This window comes from Gemmiger formicilis, from assembly GCF_016901605.1.
Lineage (GTDB): Bacteria > Bacillota > Clostridia > Oscillospirales > Ruminococcaceae > Gemmiger > Gemmiger formicilis_B.
Genome location: NZ_JACJKP010000035.1, coordinates 1 through 19488, shown reverse-complemented (window position 1 = coordinate 19488; position 19488 = coordinate 1). Strand labels below are relative to the sequence as shown.

22 protein-coding genes and 2 other RNA genes are annotated in these 19488 nt (G+C 49.0%); 4 read left to right on the top strand and 20 right to left on the bottom strand.

The annotated features are described in order from the left end of the window. The 3 genes from H6B10_RS04440 to H6B10_RS04430 form a co-directional block, all read right to left on the bottom strand. A partial coding sequence (locus tag H6B10_RS04440) for a restriction endonuclease subunit S (RefSeq protein ID WP_204650119.1) occupies positions 1 to 809 on the bottom strand: 809 nt, incomplete at its 3' end. After that, entirely contained in the window at positions 806 to 2815 is a 2010-nt protein-coding gene (locus H6B10_RS04435; protein WP_204650116.1) for a type I restriction-modification system subunit M, read from the bottom strand. The genes H6B10_RS04440 and H6B10_RS04435, both read right to left, overlap by 4 nt. A gap of 22 nt (positions 2816 to 2837) precedes the next feature. Further along, positions 2838 to 3530, bottom strand: coding sequence for a helix-turn-helix domain-containing protein (locus tag H6B10_RS04430; RefSeq protein ID WP_204650114.1), 693 nt, complete (start codon positions 3528 to 3530; stop codon positions 2838 to 2840). A gap of 192 nt (positions 3531 to 3722) precedes the next feature. Between H6B10_RS04430 and H6B10_RS18690 the strand changes: the two genes are divergently transcribed. From H6B10_RS18690 to H6B10_RS04415, 4 genes are all read left to right on the top strand, one after another. Continuing rightward, positions 3723 to 3848, top strand: coding sequence for a hypothetical protein (locus H6B10_RS18690; RefSeq protein WP_275951050.1), 126 nt, complete (start codon positions 3723 to 3725; stop codon positions 3846 to 3848). Beyond that, entirely contained in the window at positions 3820 to 4134 is a 315-nt protein-coding gene (locus tag H6B10_RS04425; protein ID WP_243427252.1) for a cysteine-rich VLP protein, read from the top strand. Before H6B10_RS18690 ends, H6B10_RS04425 begins: the two co-directional genes overlap by 29 nt. A 116-nt stretch (positions 4135 to 4250) precedes the next feature. Continuing rightward, on the top strand, positions 4251 to 4649 hold the full coding sequence (locus tag H6B10_RS04420) for a replication initiator protein A (protein ID WP_204650108.1): 399 nt from the start codon (positions 4251 to 4253) through the stop codon (positions 4647 to 4649). A 319-nt stretch (positions 4650 to 4968) separates the two neighbouring features. Beyond that, positions 4969 to 5142 (top strand): hypothetical protein, encoded by a 174-nt coding sequence (locus H6B10_RS04415; protein WP_204650105.1) that lies wholly within the window; start codon positions 4969 to 4971, stop codon positions 5140 to 5142. Between the two features lie 165 nt (positions 5143 to 5307). Here the strand turns inward: H6B10_RS04415 and H6B10_RS04410 are convergent, their stop codons facing one another. The 17 genes from H6B10_RS04410 to H6B10_RS04330 all read right to left on the bottom strand — a co-directional run. After that, positions 5308 to 6450, bottom strand: coding sequence for an RNA-binding domain-containing protein (locus H6B10_RS04410; protein ID WP_204650102.1), 1143 nt, complete (start codon positions 6448 to 6450; stop codon positions 5308 to 5310). Positions 6451 to 6512: 62 nt separating this feature from the next. Beyond that, on the bottom strand, positions 6513 to 7994 hold the full coding sequence (locus tag H6B10_RS04405) for an ATP-binding protein (protein ID WP_204650099.1): 1482 nt from the start codon (positions 7992 to 7994) through the stop codon (positions 6513 to 6515). Between the two features lie 340 nt (positions 7995 to 8334). Next, positions 8335 to 8687: a transfer-messenger RNA gene (ssrA, locus tag H6B10_RS04400) on the bottom strand. Positions 8688 to 8736: 49 nt separating this feature from the next. After that, positions 8737 to 9204 carry an SsrA-binding protein SmpB gene (smpB, locus tag H6B10_RS04395; RefSeq protein WP_204650096.1) on the bottom strand — a complete coding sequence of 156 codons (468 nt, stop codon included), beginning with the start codon at positions 9202 to 9204 and terminating at the stop codon, positions 8737 to 8739. 72 nt (positions 9205 to 9276) lie between these two features. After that, the gene (gene recR / locus H6B10_RS04390) at positions 9277 to 9873 is read right to left on the bottom strand and encodes a recombination mediator RecR (protein ID WP_204650093.1); all 597 of its coding nucleotides are present in this window, start codon (positions 9871 to 9873) and stop codon (positions 9277 to 9279) included. An 11-nt stretch (positions 9874 to 9884) separates the two neighbouring features. Then, complete coding sequence (locus H6B10_RS04385) at positions 9885 to 10226, bottom strand: YbaB/EbfC family nucleoid-associated protein (RefSeq protein WP_204650091.1); 342 nt, start codon at positions 10224 to 10226, stop codon at positions 9885 to 9887. An 18-nt stretch (positions 10227 to 10244) separates the two neighbouring features. Continuing rightward, on the bottom strand, positions 10245 to 11960 hold the full coding sequence (gene dnaX, locus H6B10_RS04380) for a DNA polymerase III subunit gamma/tau (RefSeq protein WP_204650086.1): 1716 nt from the start codon (positions 11958 to 11960) through the stop codon (positions 10245 to 10247). Positions 11961 to 12024: 64 nt separating this feature from the next. Beyond that, an RNA gene (ffs, locus tag H6B10_RS04375) (signal recognition particle sRNA small type) lies at positions 12025 to 12123 on the bottom strand. 90 nt (positions 12124 to 12213) lie between these two features. Continuing rightward, positions 12214 to 12963 (bottom strand): ABC transporter ATP-binding protein, encoded by a 750-nt coding sequence (locus tag H6B10_RS04370; RefSeq protein ID WP_204650084.1) that lies wholly within the window; start codon positions 12961 to 12963, stop codon positions 12214 to 12216. After that, on the bottom strand, positions 12956 to 13969 hold the full coding sequence (locus tag H6B10_RS04365) for a FecCD family ABC transporter permease (RefSeq protein ID WP_243427250.1): 1014 nt from the start codon (positions 13967 to 13969) through the stop codon (positions 12956 to 12958). The genes H6B10_RS04370 and H6B10_RS04365 overlap by 8 nt, the downstream gene beginning before the upstream one ends. A 3-nt stretch (positions 13970 to 13972) precedes the next feature. Continuing rightward, entirely contained in the window at positions 13973 to 14650 is a 678-nt protein-coding gene (locus tag H6B10_RS04360; RefSeq protein WP_204650081.1) for a precorrin-8X methylmutase, read from the bottom strand. Next, positions 14647 to 16143, bottom strand: coding sequence for a cobyric acid synthase (locus tag H6B10_RS04355; protein ID WP_204650078.1), 1497 nt, complete (start codon positions 16141 to 16143; stop codon positions 14647 to 14649). Before H6B10_RS04355 ends, H6B10_RS04360 begins: the two co-directional genes overlap by 4 nt. Then, complete coding sequence (cobD, locus tag H6B10_RS04350; RefSeq protein ID WP_204650075.1) at positions 16140 to 17192, bottom strand: threonine-phosphate decarboxylase CobD; 1053 nt, start codon at positions 17190 to 17192, stop codon at positions 16140 to 16142. The genes H6B10_RS04355 and cobD overlap by 4 nt, the downstream gene beginning before the upstream one ends. A 4-nt stretch (positions 17193 to 17196) precedes the next feature. Then, the gene (gene cbiB / locus H6B10_RS04345) at positions 17197 to 18165 is read right to left on the bottom strand and encodes an adenosylcobinamide-phosphate synthase CbiB (protein ID WP_204650072.1); all 969 of its coding nucleotides are present in this window, start codon (positions 18163 to 18165) and stop codon (positions 17197 to 17199) included. Further along, positions 18162 to 18761, bottom strand: coding sequence for a histidine phosphatase family protein (locus tag H6B10_RS04340; protein ID WP_204650069.1), 600 nt, complete (start codon positions 18759 to 18761; stop codon positions 18162 to 18164). The genes cbiB and H6B10_RS04340 overlap by 4 nt, the downstream gene beginning before the upstream one ends. Then, positions 18758 to 19096, bottom strand: a complete 339-nt coding sequence (locus H6B10_RS04335; RefSeq protein ID WP_204650067.1) for a bifunctional adenosylcobinamide kinase/adenosylcobinamide-phosphate guanylyltransferase — start codon at positions 19094 to 19096, stop codon at positions 18758 to 18760. The genes H6B10_RS04340 and H6B10_RS04335 overlap by 4 nt, the downstream gene beginning before the upstream one ends. After that, positions 19093 to 19488 (bottom strand): adenosylcobinamide-GDP ribazoletransferase (locus H6B10_RS04330; protein WP_204650065.1); only part of this gene is annotated, 396 nt, incomplete at its 5' end. The genes H6B10_RS04330 and H6B10_RS04335, both read right to left, overlap by 4 nt.

Genomic DNA, 19488 nt, shown 5'->3' with positions numbered 1-19488 from the left:
CGGCGCTCATCCAGTTGGGAGTCAGGAACCAAGCCGTACTTCTGGCTCATTGACAGGTGCGTTTCCATACCTTCTTTTGACCGCTCATCTCTTTCCCTAAACAGGTATTTGCAGCGAATAGCCGACCAGTGGCTGGGGATATCGCCAATCCAAGCGATATGACTGTCTTTGTAGCCAACATCACTATGTACGCCCTTTGTGATTACTTCGCAAATCAATTTTTGTTGCTGTTCTCTCAACACTTGAATCTGTTGTTTTTTTGCGGCAATTAACCGATTGATTTTAGAAGTCTGCCATTCCAGATATCGTACAATCTGATCTTGTTCCTTATGAGATGGGCATGGAACATACATATTTCTAATATCTTTGTACCCAATCGACTGACGAACGCCTCCTCCCATGCCATAAAAAACTTTTCGGATATCGTACGCATGAAGTAAGTAGTGTAGATATGCTGAATTGCTTAATGGGCAAAGGCAAGTATATGCAGATGTTATAATCCCAGTTTCTTTTGCTAACCCTGTTCTCAAACTCGTATGATCATTTTGTAGGTCTGTTAATCTTAGTATAATATTTCCTTTACGGATGACCTGGTAATTGTTATAGTTTTCTGGCACCAATCCGGCGCTAAGATTTTTTTTGCGTATTATATTTCCATAACTCAGTGACATTACCGCAAAATCTATATTTTCCGGCTTCCTATCCTTTTGCTCTTTGGCAACTTGAGAAAGAAATTTCCATTCCCATTTTTGTGGAATTTGAGGCAACCAAAATAGCCCCGTGTCTTTATATGCCTCGTATCTTCTCATTGCTCAACTCCTCCAAGAATCTCCGCCAGCATACCATCAGTTTCAGATTCCAACTTTTTGAGGTCGTTTACGATTTCCTCCATGCTACGCAACTGCACCGGCTGATAGAAATACTTGGTAAAGGACAGCTCATAACCGATCTGGGTTTTCTTTTCGTCTACCCAGGCATCCGGCGCATATGGCAACACCTCGTTTTTCATAAAGGCATCGATCCCGCCCTCATAAGTAAAGGGAATCATCTCTGTGTCCCGCAGGTCGGTATCAGGTTCTCCGTCAACGGGCTGCGCCATGGGATCTTTCTCCGTGATAAAGGGACGAATCTTTTTCAATGCGGCCGCTTTTAGCTTTGTGGCCTTGGAAAAAACCGTCCAATCATCGGTAGGGGTTCCTGCCGGGACAGAGCGGATTGCTTTCTGTACTTGCTCCAACTCCTCCGCCTTTTTGAAAGTGTCGGCAGGAATCGTTCTGTCAGGGTACACCCGCAGGCGAAGAGGGCGCTCGACAGTAATGGACCAATATCCGAATTCCCGGTTGTCAAATACACGGCTGACGGAGCTTTCTTCCATCTCCATGAAAATCCGCATGATTTCATCCCGGAGCTCCGGTGTCAGCTCGCAGTTTTTCTCGCCCATGTTTTTACGCAGCGGGGATTTCATAGCCGTGGCATCGATCAGCTGAATCTTTCCTTTGCGGCGTTCTTCTTTTTTGTTGCTCAGCACCCAGATATAAGTACCAATCCCTGTGTTATAAAACATTTTTTCCGGCAGTGCAATTACCGCTTCCACCAGGTCACTCTCAATGAGGTAACGGCGGGCATTGCTTTCGCCGGAACCTGCATCACCGGTAAACAGAGAGGAACCGTTGTGAACTTCTGCGATGCGGCTGCCCAGAGGGGTATCCGTCTTCATCTTCGCCGCATTATTCAGCAGGAACAGCAACTGGCCATCACTGACACGGGGGATCATGGCAAGCTGAGTGCCATCCTCCAGGTAGGCATTGAAACGGCTGTCCAGGATGTCTTTTTTGCCGCCCATCTTTTCTGCGTCCACTTTCCATGTCTTTCCGTAAGGAGGATTGGACAGCATAAAATCAAACTGTCTGGTGGCGTTACCATCCATCGACAGCGTAGAGCCATAGCTGATATGCTCTGCTTGTTTTCCGTCACCCTTCAGCAGCATATCCGCTTTGCAGATGGCATAGGTCTCCGGCTGCACTTCTTGGCCAAACAAGTGAATCGAAACCTGCTTGCCGGTTTCTTCCGCCAGTCCCAGCAGGCGATCCTGCGCCACGGTCAGCATACCACCCGTACCGCAGGCTCCATCATAGCAGGAATAGGTGGCATCCTTGATCTGGTCCTTGATAGGAACAAAAATCAAATCTGCCATCAGTTCCACCACATCACGAGGTGTGTAGTGTTCACCAGCTTCTTCGTTGTTGGCCTCGTTAAACTTGCGAATCAGTTCTTCAAAGATAGTGCCCATGGCGTGGTTATCCAGTCCCGGCAGCTTGATCTCGGTTTTGCTATCATCGGTATAAACCGGATTAGGGCTGAGGTTGATTTCCTTCGACACAAATTTTTCAATGACTGCGCCCAGAATATCGGCTTCGATCATTGTGTCAATTTGGTTTCGGAACTGGAACTTCTGCAAAATCTCCTGTACATTTGGAGAAAAACCGTCCAAGTATGCGGTGAAATCGGCTTTGAGCTGCTGTTGCTTGGCGCGGGCCGTCAGATCACGCAGACGGAAGGGAGAAGTGTTGCAAAACGCCTGTCCAGCAGCTACACACAGTGCCTCCGTTTGATTGGTAATCCCCGCAGCATCCAGTTTGGCTTTCATGTCCATAACCTGCTGTTTCGTATCCTCCAAAACAGCATCCAGACGGCGAATCACCGTCATAGGCAAAATCACATCACGATACTTGCCACGCACATATACGTCGCGCAGACAGTCATCAGCAATGCCCCAAATAAAGCTCACAATCTGGTTGTGAATCTGATTATCCATATTAGCAACCTACTTTCTTTGTTTAGTTCTTCCTAAATTCATCATATAGTCGCTTCGGCAATTTTCGCAGATAAGAGTTCAGTACGCCAATAGCATTTTCCATGTGGACTTGGGAAATTACATCATTCTCAACCGGAAAGTAACCATATTTGTTCATCAACAGGCGGGCTTCTTCCAATTTTTCAGCATTTCTCTCACGCCGTTTTGTTCCAAAAGCATCACTGCTCAGTGCGTACAGATAGTACGAAAATAAGCTCTGCTTGATCTTCTCCATCACAATTTCAAACTCCATACTGGTGAGAAAATCATTTAGAATTGCCGTATCCTGCTGTGCATATATTTTCGGATCTTCCTCACTGTTAGAATCTTCCTTGCATCGAATCAATTCTTCAATCGCCCCGTCGCACAGACCCAATTGCTCAGAAATATTGTGGTATTCCTGTTTGCGAGAGTTAGACAGTCCCAGCAGATACTCCACCGACACATCGTAAAAATCCGCAAAGGCGACCAGATACTCGATGCTCATGCTGCGGGTACGGCCATACAGAGGATGGACAGGATCGTTGATTTCATAATTTTTGAGATTTGTATGGCTGATGTTGACGCCACGCTCTGCAAGCTGCTTGGAAAGCTGTTCAAAGGACAGCTTTTTTTCTTTACGAAGATCTTCCAGCCGCTCTTTGGTCAGCGCCATCCGTGCTTCGTCATACAGCATGAGTTTATCCTCCTATCCGTTTATAAACTATAATTTACAAACGTGCGTTTTCTGAAACCAAAATAATTTGTGGTTGATATACCGCATTCAGGCTTTTTCTGCGGTACAATTCAATTAGAGTTTACGGTTTACGTTTATTATAAACCATAAATCTCACAAAATCAATTCTCTACATGAAATGGAGGAAAGCGCATGGAAAAATATCTGCATATGCTGCAACCACAAAGCTGGGAGGAAAAACAATTTGTTGATTCAAATGACACCCAAGCAAAGGAGAAAAGCCAATGCGCTGATTCGAAAATCTTGCTGCAATTATGACGGCGGCAATTGTATTGCGCTGGATGATGGCGAGCCTTGTGTCTGTGTACAGAGCATCTCTTATTCTCTGTGCTGCACCTGGTTCCGGGATCGGGTTCTGCCAGGTGCTCCGGCTTTACAAGCTGAAATCACCAGTCCCAAAGGATTGAAGCGATGCGCAGAATGTGGTACGCCGTTTCTGGCAAAATCCAACCGTGCCAAGTATTGTCCCGATTGTGTCCGCAAGGTACACCGCCGTCAGAAAACAGCAAGTGACAGGAAACGGAGGTTGAATACGGACAAATAGAGCTTCTAAAAGCCGGATATATGCTCGGTTTCCAGCCTGGCAATCATGGAGATGAATAGCAATACCCCTTATCGCTCAGAAATCACGTTCTAATTGTCCGCATGGAGGTACCTGTCATGGCTACAAAACCCTTTTACATTCATCAGAAGCCACCGGCCCAAAGTTTTACACGACTGCCCAATTTTCTGTTTGAGGCACCAAGTTTTTGCTCCTTGTCAAGCGAGGCCAAACTGTTGTATGCGATGATCCTGCGTCGAACGGATTTGTCCCGCAAAAACGGATGGGCCGACGATTATGGCAAAATTTATCTTTATTACCCCATCAACGAGGTGTGCGAGCTGCTGCACTGTGGCCGTCAAAAAGCGGTGGACACGCTGCGGGAGCTGCAATATGCAGATCTTGTATCCATCAAAAAACAGGGGTGTGGAAAACCCAACCGTATCTACCCAAAACACTATGAAGCGGTTTCGAACACCGACTTCAAGAAATCCGATTACGGAACGCCGGAAGTCTGAATAATGAATTCGACAAGTACAGTAATCCGCTTTCTTGAAGTGCGAAAAACGGACGGTAGATAAAAAGAAAAAGATAAATATACCCAGTTTAATTCGATTCATTCCCTTCCGATCCAAGCTATTTTACGCGGGCTTTTCCGGCGAAAACCCCGGAAGGGAAGGGATGGGAAAGGAGCTCTATGAGAATTTTCTCAGGCTTTAAAATTATCTGTTTCCCCTCTGTGTATGGGAACAATCTTTCGCAGCTGTGTATCGCCGGGAAGGAGTGTGAGATGGACTGAGTTGAGCCGGAAAGGTTTTGCTGTTGGGGCAATACACTATGGCCAGCCAAGAAAAACGTCAAAATCCATACGAGATCGAATTGCCACAGCCCATCATTGATTCCTTTGCCCGATTCCTTGTGCCTGAAATTCAGAAATTCTATGCCAGTGACCAGGGGCAAAAAGAGCTTGAGGCATGGGAAAAGAAGTATTCTGCTCAAAGCAAGGAGTGACGTAAAATTTAAAGATAATATACAGAATAATTCTCTATTCCGGGTCGTTCACTTAGTAACTATTCAGATCAACAATTTTTAGAGAACATCTCTCACACGGTACCCACAAAAAGACCACACAGCAGACTTTGCAGTCTGCTGTGTGGTCTTTTCTAAAACAGTTCATTATGTTGAGCTATGAGTATTTCTCCATTCGTTTAGGATTTGATTTATAGCTTTGCCAACTTTCAGCCGTTCTTTATATATCTCTGTTTTTTGCTCTGTGTCAGTTGTGATATAGTCGAATTGTGAAATTTCAGCAATTGTACTACTGAGTAAATTTTGGTGCCTTTCGATATACGCTTCAAAGTCTAACCGCTCCTCGTCAGAGTAATAGAACACCACAACCTCCTGGAGATGCATAAATGCATAACGATGATCACCATTTTGAGGATCGTATAAGAATTGCAGTAGCTTGTATCGCTTGCTCCCACAGATATAGTACTTGTAGCTATATTTGTGATGTAAACCATATCCATAGTGGCCTATAAAGCCCCAAGTTGGTGTAGGAATCTGTAGTCTTCCACCATCAAGAACGACTATCTGATATGAATCGAGGATCGTCGTCTGATACTTGATATTCAACTCATCATAGGAAGTATTCTCATTCGGCATAGCATAGGCATAGAATTCCGCATCTAAATCATCATCGTTTGGGCATATTTCTATCGTATATTCTGGTCGATAAACATTGTAATATCCATTATCAGAAGCAGTCCATTCAGCTTTATTGCGCAGTCTATCATAGATATATTCTAATGGCGGTTTGGTAAGGCCAAGCCTTTTACGCCACAGATCCTCTATGTCAGTCATATCAGCATTTCCGTTATCCGGCGTGTTTTTATCACCTATCCGAGTATATATGCATCCTGGACGCATCTGCCCATACTGCTTTTTTAAATAGATTGGTGTATTTTTAACATTGAAAATGGTCAATACATCCAACTCAGTACCATCAAAAACAGTAGTTTTTACTTCTACAGCAGGATATACATCTCCAGCAAACATAAGATTTGATATAGCGTCAATAATATCTGCCTGTTTTCTTCTCGGTTTTTGCATACCTGTGATATCTAAATTGTCTGCTACGCCAAAAATCAAGTAACAGTTTTCATCATGTACAGTATTAGCAAAGCAAACGATATCCTTAATCAAGTCTGCAATGTTCTCATGCCACTCTTGCTTAAAATCCCAGCAATCGCCTTCTTTTCCTTGTTCAAGGAAGAAGCGAATTAGGTTATCTATTGAGTAGTATTGAAATCTGGACACTATCGCTACCTTCTCTACTAATTATTAAAAAAGAATACTATCATAATCATTTTCATTTAGTTTTAACTATTTTGGAGTAGTAGAAGTATTCCTTCCAGTACAGACTCTGAGCAAACAACCAAAGCTAATTTTCTTCGTACTCTTGTTAAGCCTTGATACAACAATTTTGTAAACAAATAGTCTGGATTTGGATGCACCAAGCCTTTTAAACGCCCATTTTCATATCGCCAGTTATAGTCTAACAACATACACACTCCATCAAATTCCTGCCCAATAACATTGTGGGTATTGTATTCGCTCTGTTGATAATCAAGCTCATGATTATAGAAAGAAGGAGTAAATGATATGTATGTATAGCCTTCTTTCTCTAGTCCTTTTGCACGTAACAGAGCAGCCTCCTTATCAGGCTCATAAATAATTTTAACATGAGGGAAAGTATAATTATCTCTATATTTACTAAGATCTCGTAAACAGGTTATAAATAATGCTAGTTCCTTGTTCGTTCTAATCTTATTGGTAAGTTTATAAATATTGTTTTCGCAAAGTACGTCTATTGCATCTGCTGTTCGGCGGCGATTTTCAGAAGCAGACAACGTTTGTCCCGCATCATATGAAAACAAACAAATTGTCTTTGCGCGTTTTACCCAACGCTCAACTTTCTCCAATGATTCTGTATATAAACGATGTGCCTCATCAACTATCACAATATCCACATCTCGGATTTCGCGCAATCTCAGTTCCTTTGCGGATATTATTCTAATATTGTCTAGTTGTTTATTAAGTTCGAAATGACCATCACACAGTATTCCGCTATGGACTAAAAGAACTTTCATTGTTGTTGATAACTCTCTCGCAATATCGTAGACCACTAGAGTTTTACCTGTACCTGGTCCGCCGGTAATCCCAACAAAACGACCTTGTGTATTAGTTCTAATATGTTCCATAACCGATTTCTTTATATTTTCTTGGTTTTCTGTAAGTAAATAGTCCTCCTTAAGAAAACGATCCGGAGAGTTAAGTGGTGAAACAAGAATGTTGTTGGGAAGAAAAACTGCATCAAGATCCACAAATTTATATGTATATACCGAATTTAGTGCAGATACCAACTCTTCAAGCGAAGATTCCACAAGTTCAAAATCATGAGTCATCGTGTAAATCTTTTTACTGGAGGATATAAAGACATACAAATGGAGTTTACGATTAAGTAACTTTAAATAGTGAAAATTTTGCCTCAGTTGGCGTTGTAATTTTTCAGGAGACACTGTGCCACTTTTTAGTTCAACATTCAAACAATCTGTTTCCGAAATTTTTAACAAATCAAATTCTTTATTAAGTTGTGGAACAACATAACCATATAGAAATCCTTCAAGTTTATCAGTTGACACAGAAATACAACTAAGAAGTACGGATATATCCATGACTTCTTGATGGCGGTATTGGTGCTCTGGCTCTAAACCACATAAATATCGCACATAAGGTTCGGATACCTCACTATTATCCTGCAACTTCACCATATCAGCTAAAGAAAAAAGTTTATTTTTCATAATATTCTCCTTAGAATAGGTATTGCTATTCTTGAAGTTCAAAAGGCTTCTCTTCAGTATCTTTTATATTTTATGATAAAATACATATAGTCAAAAGAAAAGTCCAAATAAAAAGTTTTAAACCTTTCATGACGAAATCTATTTTAACGATGTCCATCTAGCAAACACTAAGCGATTAATCAAGAAGTACCCATTCAAACACTGCCATTTACTCATAAGTATATAAAAATCCGAGGGTCAAGGCACAATGCCTTGGCCCTCGGATTCTGTTTTGACATCACAGCCACACCCTTACGGCAAAGCCGCCTTTGAAAAAGTAGGTGTTCATGTAATGTCCATCTGGTGGAGCTGACGGGAGTCGAACCCGTGTCCGAAAAGAAATCGGTTAGAGTATCTCCGGGCGCAGTGTATTTATTAGACTTCCCTTGGCGCGGGCGAATACACACGCACTACGCCTTGGTAGCTTCATAAATGCATGACGGGCCGCAAAGCTTAAGCCCGTGCACGTTCAGTACCTAATCGACGCCCTGACCCTGCGCGGTACTAACGCAGGCAGGACGGTCGCGCCTAATTAGGCAGCGACGGCAACAGGATAATTGTTGTCAGTTAATTTTAGTTGGCGCTTTTATCGTGGTGCACCGCCACGGCCCGCTGCTCACGCCTTTCTCTCCCCGTCGAAACCATTACAGCCCCGCATTTTCGGTGAGGATTCCCTCACCGGGAAAGCAAAAGCAAACAGCTTTTATCGCTGCGTTTTCAATGCGCGATCAATATCTCGCTTGGCATCACGCGCTGCAGCTGTGGCGCGTTTGTCATAAAGCTTTTTACCTTTGCAAAGCCCCAATTCCAATTTTACCCGCCCATGTTTGAAATAGAGCGAAAGAGGAACCAGTGTATAGCCCTGCAATTTAATCTGCTGCCCCAGGCGACGTATCTCCTTTTTATGGGCCAGCAAACGGCGGGGGCGGCGCGGGTCTTTATTAAAGATGTTCCCTTGTTCGTAAGGGCTGATGTGCATACCCTTCACAATCAATTCGCCATCGTCAATATCAGCCCAGGAATCCTTCAGGTTTACACCGCCTGCACGCAAGCTTTTGACCTCAGTCCCCACCAGTTCGATGCCGGTTTCCAGGGCTTCGATCACAAAGTATTCGTGGCGCGCTTCACGGTTCTGGGCAATAATCTTTTTGCCGGTCTTTTCTTCTGCCATCAAGCGTGCCTCCTTTGCGTGTAGTAATTTCAAATTATAACGCAGCCTCGTCAAGAAGTCAAGAGAAAACCGTCACAGTTCCCCGCGCCCCTGCATAGCACGGTACAAGGTGGTTTCGTCGGCATACTCCAAACTGGACCCCACCGGCAAACCGTAAGCAAGGCGCGTAGTCCGCACCCCCATCGGTTTGATGAGTTTTGCCAAGTACATGGCAGTGGCTTCGCCCTCCACTGTGGGACTGGTTGCCATGATTACTTCCTTAACCGTGTCGTTAAGGCGCGCCAGCAATTCCTTCACACAAAGTTGTTCTGCGCCAATTCCGTCCATGGGAGAAATCAAACCATGCAAAACATGGTACAATCCGTTGTATTCATGAGTACGCTCAATGGACTTGATATCCCGCGGACTTTCCACCACACAGATAACACTGCGGTCACGTTTGGGCGAAGCGCAGATTTTGCAGACTTCCCCTGCCGTATAATCCTGACAGATCCGGCAACGATGAAGATCTTTTTTGGCATGCTCAATGGCTTTAGCCAGCTCCATGGCCTGCTCGTTGGACATGGACATCACTTCATAAGCCATCCGAGTTGCGCCTTTGCGGCCGATTCCGGGAAAACGCGCAAACTGGTCCACCAGGTTTTCCAGCGGTTCAACGTTTTGCGGCATGATCTACCCTCTTAGCCCAGACCGGGAATGTTCATTCCGCCCGTCAGCTTGCCCATTTCTTCCTCAGAATCTTTATCAACAGCTGCCACAGCACTATTAACGGCCGCCGCGATCAGATCTTCCAGCATTTCGATATCGTCCGGGTCTACGGCCTCTGGCTTGATCTTGACAGCTGTGATTTCATGCTTGCCGGTCATGGTGACAGTTACCATTTCACCGCTGGCCGTCCCCGTGTATTCCTTGGCTTCCAGCTCTTCCTGTTTGGCACGGATTTCATCCTGCATCTTCTGGACTTGGCGCATCATAGCGTTGGGATCAGGGCGGCCGTAGCCTTTGGGCAATCTTGCTTTCATAGGAATATCCTCCAATTGTTATTTATCTTCAATTTGAACATCCACGCCCAGTGCCTGCATGTTTTGCAGAGTCTGGTCAATGGACATCTGCGGGCTTCCGTTATCCTCATCTTTTGGGGCTTCATAAGGACCGATACTGCACCGAATTTTGGTGACACGGTAGATGGTTTCCTTTAACTTTTTGCTGACTTCGCGGTTGTTCCGGATATAATCCCGGAATGCATCGCTGCACTCAAACAGTACATGCTTCCCGTCATAGTAGGCACGGGTACCGCGCAAAAACGAAATCATCATGCCGTCTGTTTCTTCAAGATCGGCCAAAACCAAGGCCCATTGCGGGAACGGTTCCAGCGGGCCGGCTTCCTGCTTCGGTTTTGCTTTATGCGCTGCCGGCTGAACCGTCGGTGCAGCCGACGGTTGCGGCGTGGGAACCGCCGGACGCATCTCAGGCTGCAAAAATTCCGGTTCTTCTTCCGGAGGCGGGAGTTCTTCCGGTATTTCCGATACTTTCTCCTGCACTACAGGCGGCGGTGCGCTGGGTTTCGCATTCTGTACCGGTGGCGCTGCCGTAAAAGCGGTTGGCGCTGCAGCTGCAAAAGGCTGTGGTGCCGCCGGTTGGACAGGTTGCGCCGGTGCGGCCGGCACAGTCACAGTCGCCTGCGGCTGTGTTAAGGAAAACACCGCCAGTTCCAATTCGATACGCTGATCGGTCCCACGGCTCATTTTTTCAAGTGCCTGGCCAAATGCATTGATAGCCCGAATCGCTTCTGCCTGCGAAAAGTCTTTTCGCTGTGCATAGGCCGCTTCCTCTTCCGGTGAAGTACCAGTCAAGAGTGCCGTGCCCCCTGGCAACGCGCACAACATCAGGTTACGATAATGCCCGGCCAGTTCCATACACAACCGACGCATATCGACGCTCTGCTGACGGAGTTCTGCAATCTTTTCCAGTGCTGTCACGGAATCCTTTGCCGCTATGGCATCACTGATTTCGAAAAGATACCCCCTGTCGGTAACGCCGGCCATGCGGCGCACCAACGCTTCATCCACGCGATTATCAACACCCGCACAGGTATCAAGAATCGAAAGTGCGTCACGCATGGCACCATCCGCCAAACGGCCAATCAGCTGTGCCGCTCCGGGATCAAGATCGATCTTTTCCTGTTCCGCCACATAAGTCAGTCGGCCGGCAATATCCTGTGCCGTAATGCGGGCGAAATCGTACCGCTGGCACCGACTGAGGATTGTGACCGGTACCTTCTGTACTTCGGTCGTAGCCAGAATAAAGATTACATGCTCCGGCGGTTCTTCCATGGTTTTAAGCAGTGCATTGAACGCCTGTGTCGAGAGCATGTGCACCTCGTCGATAATGTATACCTTATAACGGCATACCGAGGGCAGATAGGCCACTTCATCCCGCAGATCACGGATGTCATCCACACCATTATTGGAAGCGGCGTCCATCTCGATAATATCCATGATGCTGCCGCTGTCAATTCCTTTGCAGACTTCACATTCACAGCAAGGGTCCGGGCTGGAATGGTCCAGACAGTTCACTGCTTTTGCAAAGATCTTTGCGCAGGTGGTCTTGCCGGTACCGCGGGTTCCGGTAAACAGGTAGGCATGCCCAATGCGTCCCGCCGCAATCTGATTTTGCAGCGCAGTGACAATGGGCGTCTGCCCTACCACATCCGCAAAACGCTGCGGGCGCCATTTGCGATACAACGCACGGTACATAAGGCACACCTCCCCGTAAAATCAGAAAAAGCGGGCAGAGCACGCGGCTGCGCTGCTTTGCGTACAGATGCAGGCTTGCCGCAGCACTGGACGAGCGCCGCTTAATGCTGCTCGGTTCCCCGCCTGACATGGTTCACAGGCCGCCCACGCACGGGGCCCGCATCTGTACGCAAAACAGCGCAATTCAGCCCTGTCCGCAAAAGTTATTATACAATATTGTCCGGATAATTGCAAGAGGCGGTTTGTTTTGATTTTACCGCTTTAAGTAATAGGTTCCTTCAGGTGCTCTGCAAAGTGTTACGTTAAAGACACTGTCCAAAATTTTTTGTTCAAAAAGGCGCTGCGGCGTGTCAAAAGCAATCAGTCGACCTTCCCCGAGTACAGCTACCCGGTCGCTGTACTGCAACGCCTGCGCAAGATCATGCAACACTACAATCACTGCCTTGCCTTGTGCAGCCAACGTGCGAAGTAATTCCAGCAATTCAAATTGTGCAGAAACATCCAGGTAGGTTGTGGGTTCATCCAGCAAAATGGCATCGCCGCCTTGTGCCAATGCCATGGCAAGATATACCCGCTGCCGCTCTCCGCCCGAAAGTTCTCGCAGATCACGGTCCGCCCACTGCTGGACACCGGTGGCCTCCATAGCCTGCCGGACAGCTTCGCGGTCTTTCGCCGTCATCTGCCGGGACAAGCCAAGATATGGAAAACGTCCATGACTGACCAGCCCGCGCACGGTTATTTCCGGAATGTTGCGCACTTGCGGCATAAAGGCGGCAGCACGGGCATACTCTTTTCGATCATACGCCCGAATTGAACGTCCGTTCAATACAATATCGCCTTCCAGCAAAGGAAGCTGACGGGCAATGGCCTTGAGCAGCGTGGTTTTACCGCATCCGTTGGTTCCCACCAACGTGGTAATTTGACCGCTTTGCGCGGCAAACGCCACATTTCGCAAGATCGGGCTGCCGTCGTATCCAACGGATACCTGCCGGAGTTCAAACATAAATACGCCCCCTTTTGCGATGCAGCAACAGGCTCAGGAAGAAAGGCCCACCGATCAGGGAGAGCAAGATTCCCACAGGCAATTCAAACGGAGCAAACAAAAGTCGCGCAGCCATGTCGCACACGGTCACAAACGCAGCTCCCAATAAGGCCGATGCCGGCACCAGAATCCGATAGTCGGTACCCACCAGTCTGCGCGCAATGTGTGGTGCGAGCAACCCCACAAAACTCAACAAACCAGCAAAGCTTACCGCAGCCCCCGCCAGCAACGCTGCTGCCAGAATGCCCAGAAAACGGGTTCGCGTCACATGCAGGCCCAGCCCTGCTGCGCTTTCTTCTCCCAGACACAACACATTCAGGTCCACCGTGAGAAAGAGCGCCAAAAGCAAGCCTACTACAAAGTACGGAAAGGCTGCGCCAAGCATGCTCATAGTGACACCGGAAAGCCCGCCTGTAAGGAACCCCGGAGAACTGGCTACAATTTCCGGCCAGAGCAGTTTCAGGGTATTGATTCCCGCCGTCAGCATGCCGCTGACAGCCAGGCCCGCCAGCACCAGTGTGGTACGGGAAAGTCCTGCGCGCCAGGCAAGCAGATACACAAGCATCGAGCATCCCAGAGCTCCCAGAAATGCTGCAAACTGCATGGCTCCGGGCACGGTCGGCACCAAAACCATCGCTAACAATGCACAGAATCCGGACCCGGCATTTACACCAATCACGTTGGGGCTGGCCATTGCATTATTAAGAACCGCTTGGAGCAGCACACCGGCTACCGCCAATGCGGCACCGGAAAACAGGCCTCCCAGCATGCGTGGCAACCGAACATATGCGATGACACGCCAAACCGGGTCCTGCTCGCCTTGCGTGCAAAGCGCCTGCCAAAGCTGCCCCAGTGCATAGGGCTGGCTTCCCAGGCAAAGCGCTGCAATGGCCGCCACGATCACTGAGGCTGCCAAACCGCCCATGACCATAGATATTGCAGCACCGTTTTTTCGTACACTTTTCATTTTTCACCCCTGCCAGCCGCGTGCTGCCGGATCCAACCGTCCGGTAGCTGTGTAAAGCAATGCATTGCAAATTGCTGCCGCTACCGTACTTCCGCCTTTTCGTCCCATGGCTGCAATGCAAGGCACTTGCCGCTCCACGCAGACTGCATACAGCCGCTCTTTGCTCTCTATCACATTTACAAAGCCCACCGGCGCTGCAATAATCAAAGCTGGCCGCAAAACCTTTTGTTCCATCAAATCGCAGAGCGCCAAAAGAGCTGTCGGCGCATTGCCAATGGCGTAGATCGCTTCGGGAGAAAGTTCGGCAGCTTTACGCATAGCCGCTACGGCTCGTGTCGTTCCCGCCTGCCTGGCCATTTCTGCCACCGTCGCATCCGCCATATAACAGACAGCTTTGCTACCCAATGCGGCCAAAGACGGTTTGCTGATTCCTGCCAACGCCATATTGGTATCGGTCACCACAGAAGCACCGCCCCGCAGAGCCAGAACTCCCTTTTTCACTGCATCCGGTGTAAACCGAAGATTTTGTGCATATTCAAAATCCGCCGTTGTATGGATCACACGCCGCACAACAGCGGCATTTTCTTCGTCAACGGAGATATTTAACTGCCGCATTTCTTCGTCAATAATCTGCATACTGGTTCGCTCAATATCTGCGGGCAGCGTATGCTGTACTGTCATTGGTATTCCTCCATCAAGCGGTAAACGGCTTTCATGTCCAACGCCTCGCGGACTTTCTCGGCCAGCACATCAAACTGCCGCTGCTGGTAAGCTGCATGGCTGACTGCAACGGCCTGTTGCGGCGCAATTCCTTTGCGCATACAGAGCCAGTCGGCCAATTTTACCGTCAAGTCACCGGTGTCAAACAGTCCATGCAAATAGGTTCCGAAAATGTGCGAACAGTAACAACCCTCCGCTACACCGTTTTCCTGATGACAAAAAGGCGTGCCATCTGTTTGTGTGCACCCCATGTGAATTTCGTATCCTTCCATTACGGCTCCTGCCAGGGGGCCTTCCGTGACGGTCGCCCGTACCCGGGTACGGGTTTTGGCCGCGGTAAAAGTCGTGCTAGTTGGAAGTAGACCCAGGCCGCGCAAAGTCCGCCCCGGGACACCGCCCTCCAACCCTTCCGGGTCCTGCAGCGTTTGTCCCAGCATCTGGTAACCGCCGCATACTCCCAGGATCGGAGTTTGACTGGCGGACGCTTTCAGAATGGCTGCTTCCAGCCCATTTTGGCGCAGCCAAAGTAAGTCCTCTATAGTGTTTTTGGTTCCGGGCAAAACAATCAAATCCGGATACCCCAGTTCCGACACATCCTTGACATAGCGTACCCCCAGCGCCGGGTGATTTTCCAGTGGCGTAAAGTCGGTAAAATTGGAAAGCCGCGGCAGTCGAATGACTGCAATATCAACCGGTTTATGCACGGATGCCTCACTCAGACATGGCGCAAGGGAATCCTCGTCATCGATATCCACATCAAGGAACGGCACCACACCCAACACCGGCAAATGTGTACGCTCTTCCAACATCGAAAGCCCCGGACGCAGAATAGATGGGTCACCGCGGAACTTGTTGATGACCATGCCGCCAATACGCCGGCGTTCTTCTGGGTCAAGCAGCGCCACAGTTCCGTATAGCTGTGCAAACACACCGCCGCGGTCTATATCACCGGCCAATAAAACCGGCGCATTCACCAATTTGGCCAACCCCATATTCACAATGTCGTCGGCCTTAAGGTTGATTTCCGCCGGGCTTCCGGCACCTTCTATAACAATAACGTCGTGCGCCTCGGCAAGACTATGATATGCATCCAGAATTTCCGGAATCAGCTGCTTTTTATAGCGAAAGTACTGGGACGCAGGCATCTGTCCGCGCACTTTCCCCTGTACAATTACCTGGCTGCCGGTATCACTGCTGGGTTTCAGCAGGATGGGATTCATTCGCACATCAGGTTCTACGCCGGCCGCCTGCGCCTGCACAACCTGCGCCCGGCCCATTTCCAGTCCATCCCGGGTCACATAGCTGTTCAGCGCCATATTTTGGCTTTTAAATGGTGCCACACGCAGGCCATCCTGGGCAAAGATACGACAAAGTGCTGTACACAACAAACTTTTGCCCGCACCAGACATTGTTCCCTGTACCATAATGCACCGGGTCTGTTTATGGTTGCTCATTGCAGAATCTCCTCAAGAGTGGCCAAAAGGCGCTGATTTTCGGCGTTTGTACGTACCGCCGTTCGGTACCAGGTATTATCCAGTCCGGGATAGTTCCCGCAGCTGCGCAGCAAAACTCCCTTTTGCCGCAGCGGTTCCAAAAGCGGTTGCTGTGATTGGAACAAGAGGTAATTGGCTTCTCCCGGAATCACGCGCAATCCCAGAGCCTGCAGTCCGTTTGCCAGAAGAGCCCTTTGCTCACGGATCAGCGCACGAACTTGTTCTACATATTTCACTTCCTGCAAGGCGGCAATACCTGCCGCCTGTGCCAGACTGCTGACCGACCATGGCGATCCTGCCGCCTGGAGTTTTTGCAGCAAATCCGCATTGGAACAAAGTGCATATCCCAGACGCACGCCGGCCATGGCATAGATTTTGGTGAAAGCTTTCAGAATTACCAGGTTGGGATATTGCCCTAACAGCGGCACCAGTGTATGCTTCTGTGGATCATCCAAAAACTCCCCGAAGCATTCATCCACCACAAGCACAGTGCCCTGTTCTGCACAGTGGTCTGCAATACGATGCAAAAGCGGCATAGAAGTTGTACGACCGGTAGGATTGTTGGGCTCGCATAGAAAAACCATCTCGGTTTGCACTGTGATGGCCTGCTCAAACGTTTCGTCGACTGCAAAACCGTTGTCGGCAGAAAGCCTGCAATACTTGACTTCGCAGCCGGTGCTGCGAAGGGCAGCTTCGTATTCCGCAAAAGCCGGGGCCGGTACCAATGCCTGGTGCGGGCGCAACGCTGTTGCAATCCGCCAGATCAAATCCGCCGCGCCGTTACCGCAAAGCACCCATTCCGGCAATACGTGTTCTGCCTGGGCTAGCGCTGCGCGTAAAGTGCGGCACAGTGGGTCCGGGTATCGATCCGCACCGGCTGCAGCGGTCGCAATTGCCTGCTGTACACCTTGCGGCACCCCCAAAGGGCTTACATTGGCCGAAAAGTCCAAGGGTGCACAGCCATATTCCGCTTCAAATCCAGCCCAGTCGCCACCGTGTACCAACTGCATTGTTTCACCTCAAAAGAAAAAGAATTGCCATCCGCAGCGCAAGCCCTGAAAAGACCGCCAGACCAGACGCCGCAAACAAAGTATGATTGGCACGCAGAATATCATCAGTTTCTACCGGTCGCCGCGCATCTCCAATTGTCGGCTTGGGGTAATATTGACCAAAATAATAGGCCGGACCGGCCAGCTGTACTCCCAACGCTCCGGCACAGGCAGCTTCTGTCTGTGCGCTGTTGGGGCTGGCATGGTTGTGACGATCCCGCCGCCAGATGCGCCATGCGTTGCATGCGTCCTGCTTTACCAGCGCGGCCGCCGCAATCCATAGAAGGGCAGCTATTCTGGATGGCAGAAAGTTTGTCGCATCATCCAATTTGGCAGCAGCCCTGCCGAAATGAAGATAGCGGTCATTCTTGTATCCCACCATGCTGTCCATTGTGTTGATCGCCTTGTAGCACAAAGCAAGCGGTGCACCGCCAATCAGCATATAAAACAGCGGTGCCACCACGCCGTCAGAAAAATTTTCTGCCACAGTTTCTACCGCAGCCTTTGTAACGCCTTCTTCATTCAATGCCTGGGTATCTCTGCCCACGATCCGCGAAACAGCCTTTCGCGCAGCCGGCAAACCTTCAGACTGCAAACAGCGGTAAACGTTTTTGCTTTCTACCGCCAGACCTTTGATGGCCAATGCCTGCCAGCACCACAGAATTTGTACTGCCAACCCTGCCGCCGGGTGCAGCCAATATGCCAGCCCGCAAACAAACGCGGTAACGGCCAGTGTTCCTAAAGGCAACACTGCCGCCAGTACACAGCCGGCGTTCCGCTCTCCTTCCGGTGTGGCAGGAAATTTCTTTCTCAAAAAAGATTCAAGCCCGGTAATGCATTTTCCCATTCCTACAACAGGATGGGGCATCCAGGCAGGGTCTGCCAGCCACAAATCCAGTAAAAATCCGCCCAAAACGGCAATACAAACCGTCATGCGTGATGCTCCTTTGTATACTGGACGGTTTCCAGCAAGGTAAGTTGCTGGTTCCGGGGCCACTGGGACGCATCCAATTTATAGCCGCCTGCATTGGGGGCGCACCAATGATAGTATTCATAATGAGGTACAGCGAACCGCTCCATCACGGCCATCTGAGTACCTCCATGGGCCACAATAACCAGCTGTTCCCTTCCCGCCTGTATGGATTCATCCACCAGTTTTGCAAACGCTGCGCAGGTCCGGGCTGAAAACTGGTCCTTTCGCTCTCCGTCAGGGCAAGTGGTTTCACAATTGCTGTTGACCCATGCAAGATAGTCCGGGTCGTGTTCCATCTCAACGTAATTGCGTCCCTCAAAACTGCCGAAGTTCATTTCCTTCAGGTCTTCCACAATAACCTGTTTCGACTGAGGAAACATAATGCTTGCAGTTTGTTGGGTACGGATCAGCGGTGTCACATACACCACATCGGTCGTAAAATCCGCCGGACGAATTTCATCCCGACCGGCATCCGACAGCGGAATATTCCGTTGCCCCTGGTACCGTTTTTCAAGATTATAAACTGTAGTTCCATGCCGCAGCAGATAAATCGTCATTGTGGTAAACTTCCTTTCAAAATAAGAGGCAGCCCGTAAAATACCCGGACAACCGTATCTGCCCGCTGGGCAAGCAGACAGTTTAAACGGCCTGCCGCTTCCCGCGCTGCGCGCTGCTCGGCGTCCACCGGCACAACACCTCCGCCCACTTCGGTGGAGATGACCACTTGATAACCGACCAATTCTTCGGCCAACTGTTCAAGATTCTCCGCAGCTGCCGCACGTTCTTGTACATTCCAGACCGCATAATGGCTAAGCTCCGATTCGTCGCAGTGTAGCAGTTTACAGGCAAAAGCCTTCTTTCCGCTGTAGAGCGGCCCCAATACCAAAGTCATATGCTTCCCTCCGCAATGCGGCATACAACCAGTGCTGCCAGCATCCATAGTTCCGCTTTTTGTAAAAACCAGCCGGCAAGGTCTCCCGAGATGCCCCCAAACTGCTTTTGCGCGACGGTATGGTATCGCCATAGTACCGCCCATGCAGCTACTGCCATACAGACGCCGGCAACCCTGCCTATGACCAGCAATGCTGCGCATACAAGAATTGCCAATACCAGAAGGAACCGCCGCACCACAGTTTTATCTGCGGAGGTGGCAAAGGTATGGACCAATCCCGTATTTTTGGCAATGGGGAAAGTTGCAACAGCCCAACCGGAAAGTGCACGCTCCAGAACAAATCCAAGACCCAGACACCAAAGTGCTTTCCGGTCCATTTCAAGGGAGGCGCA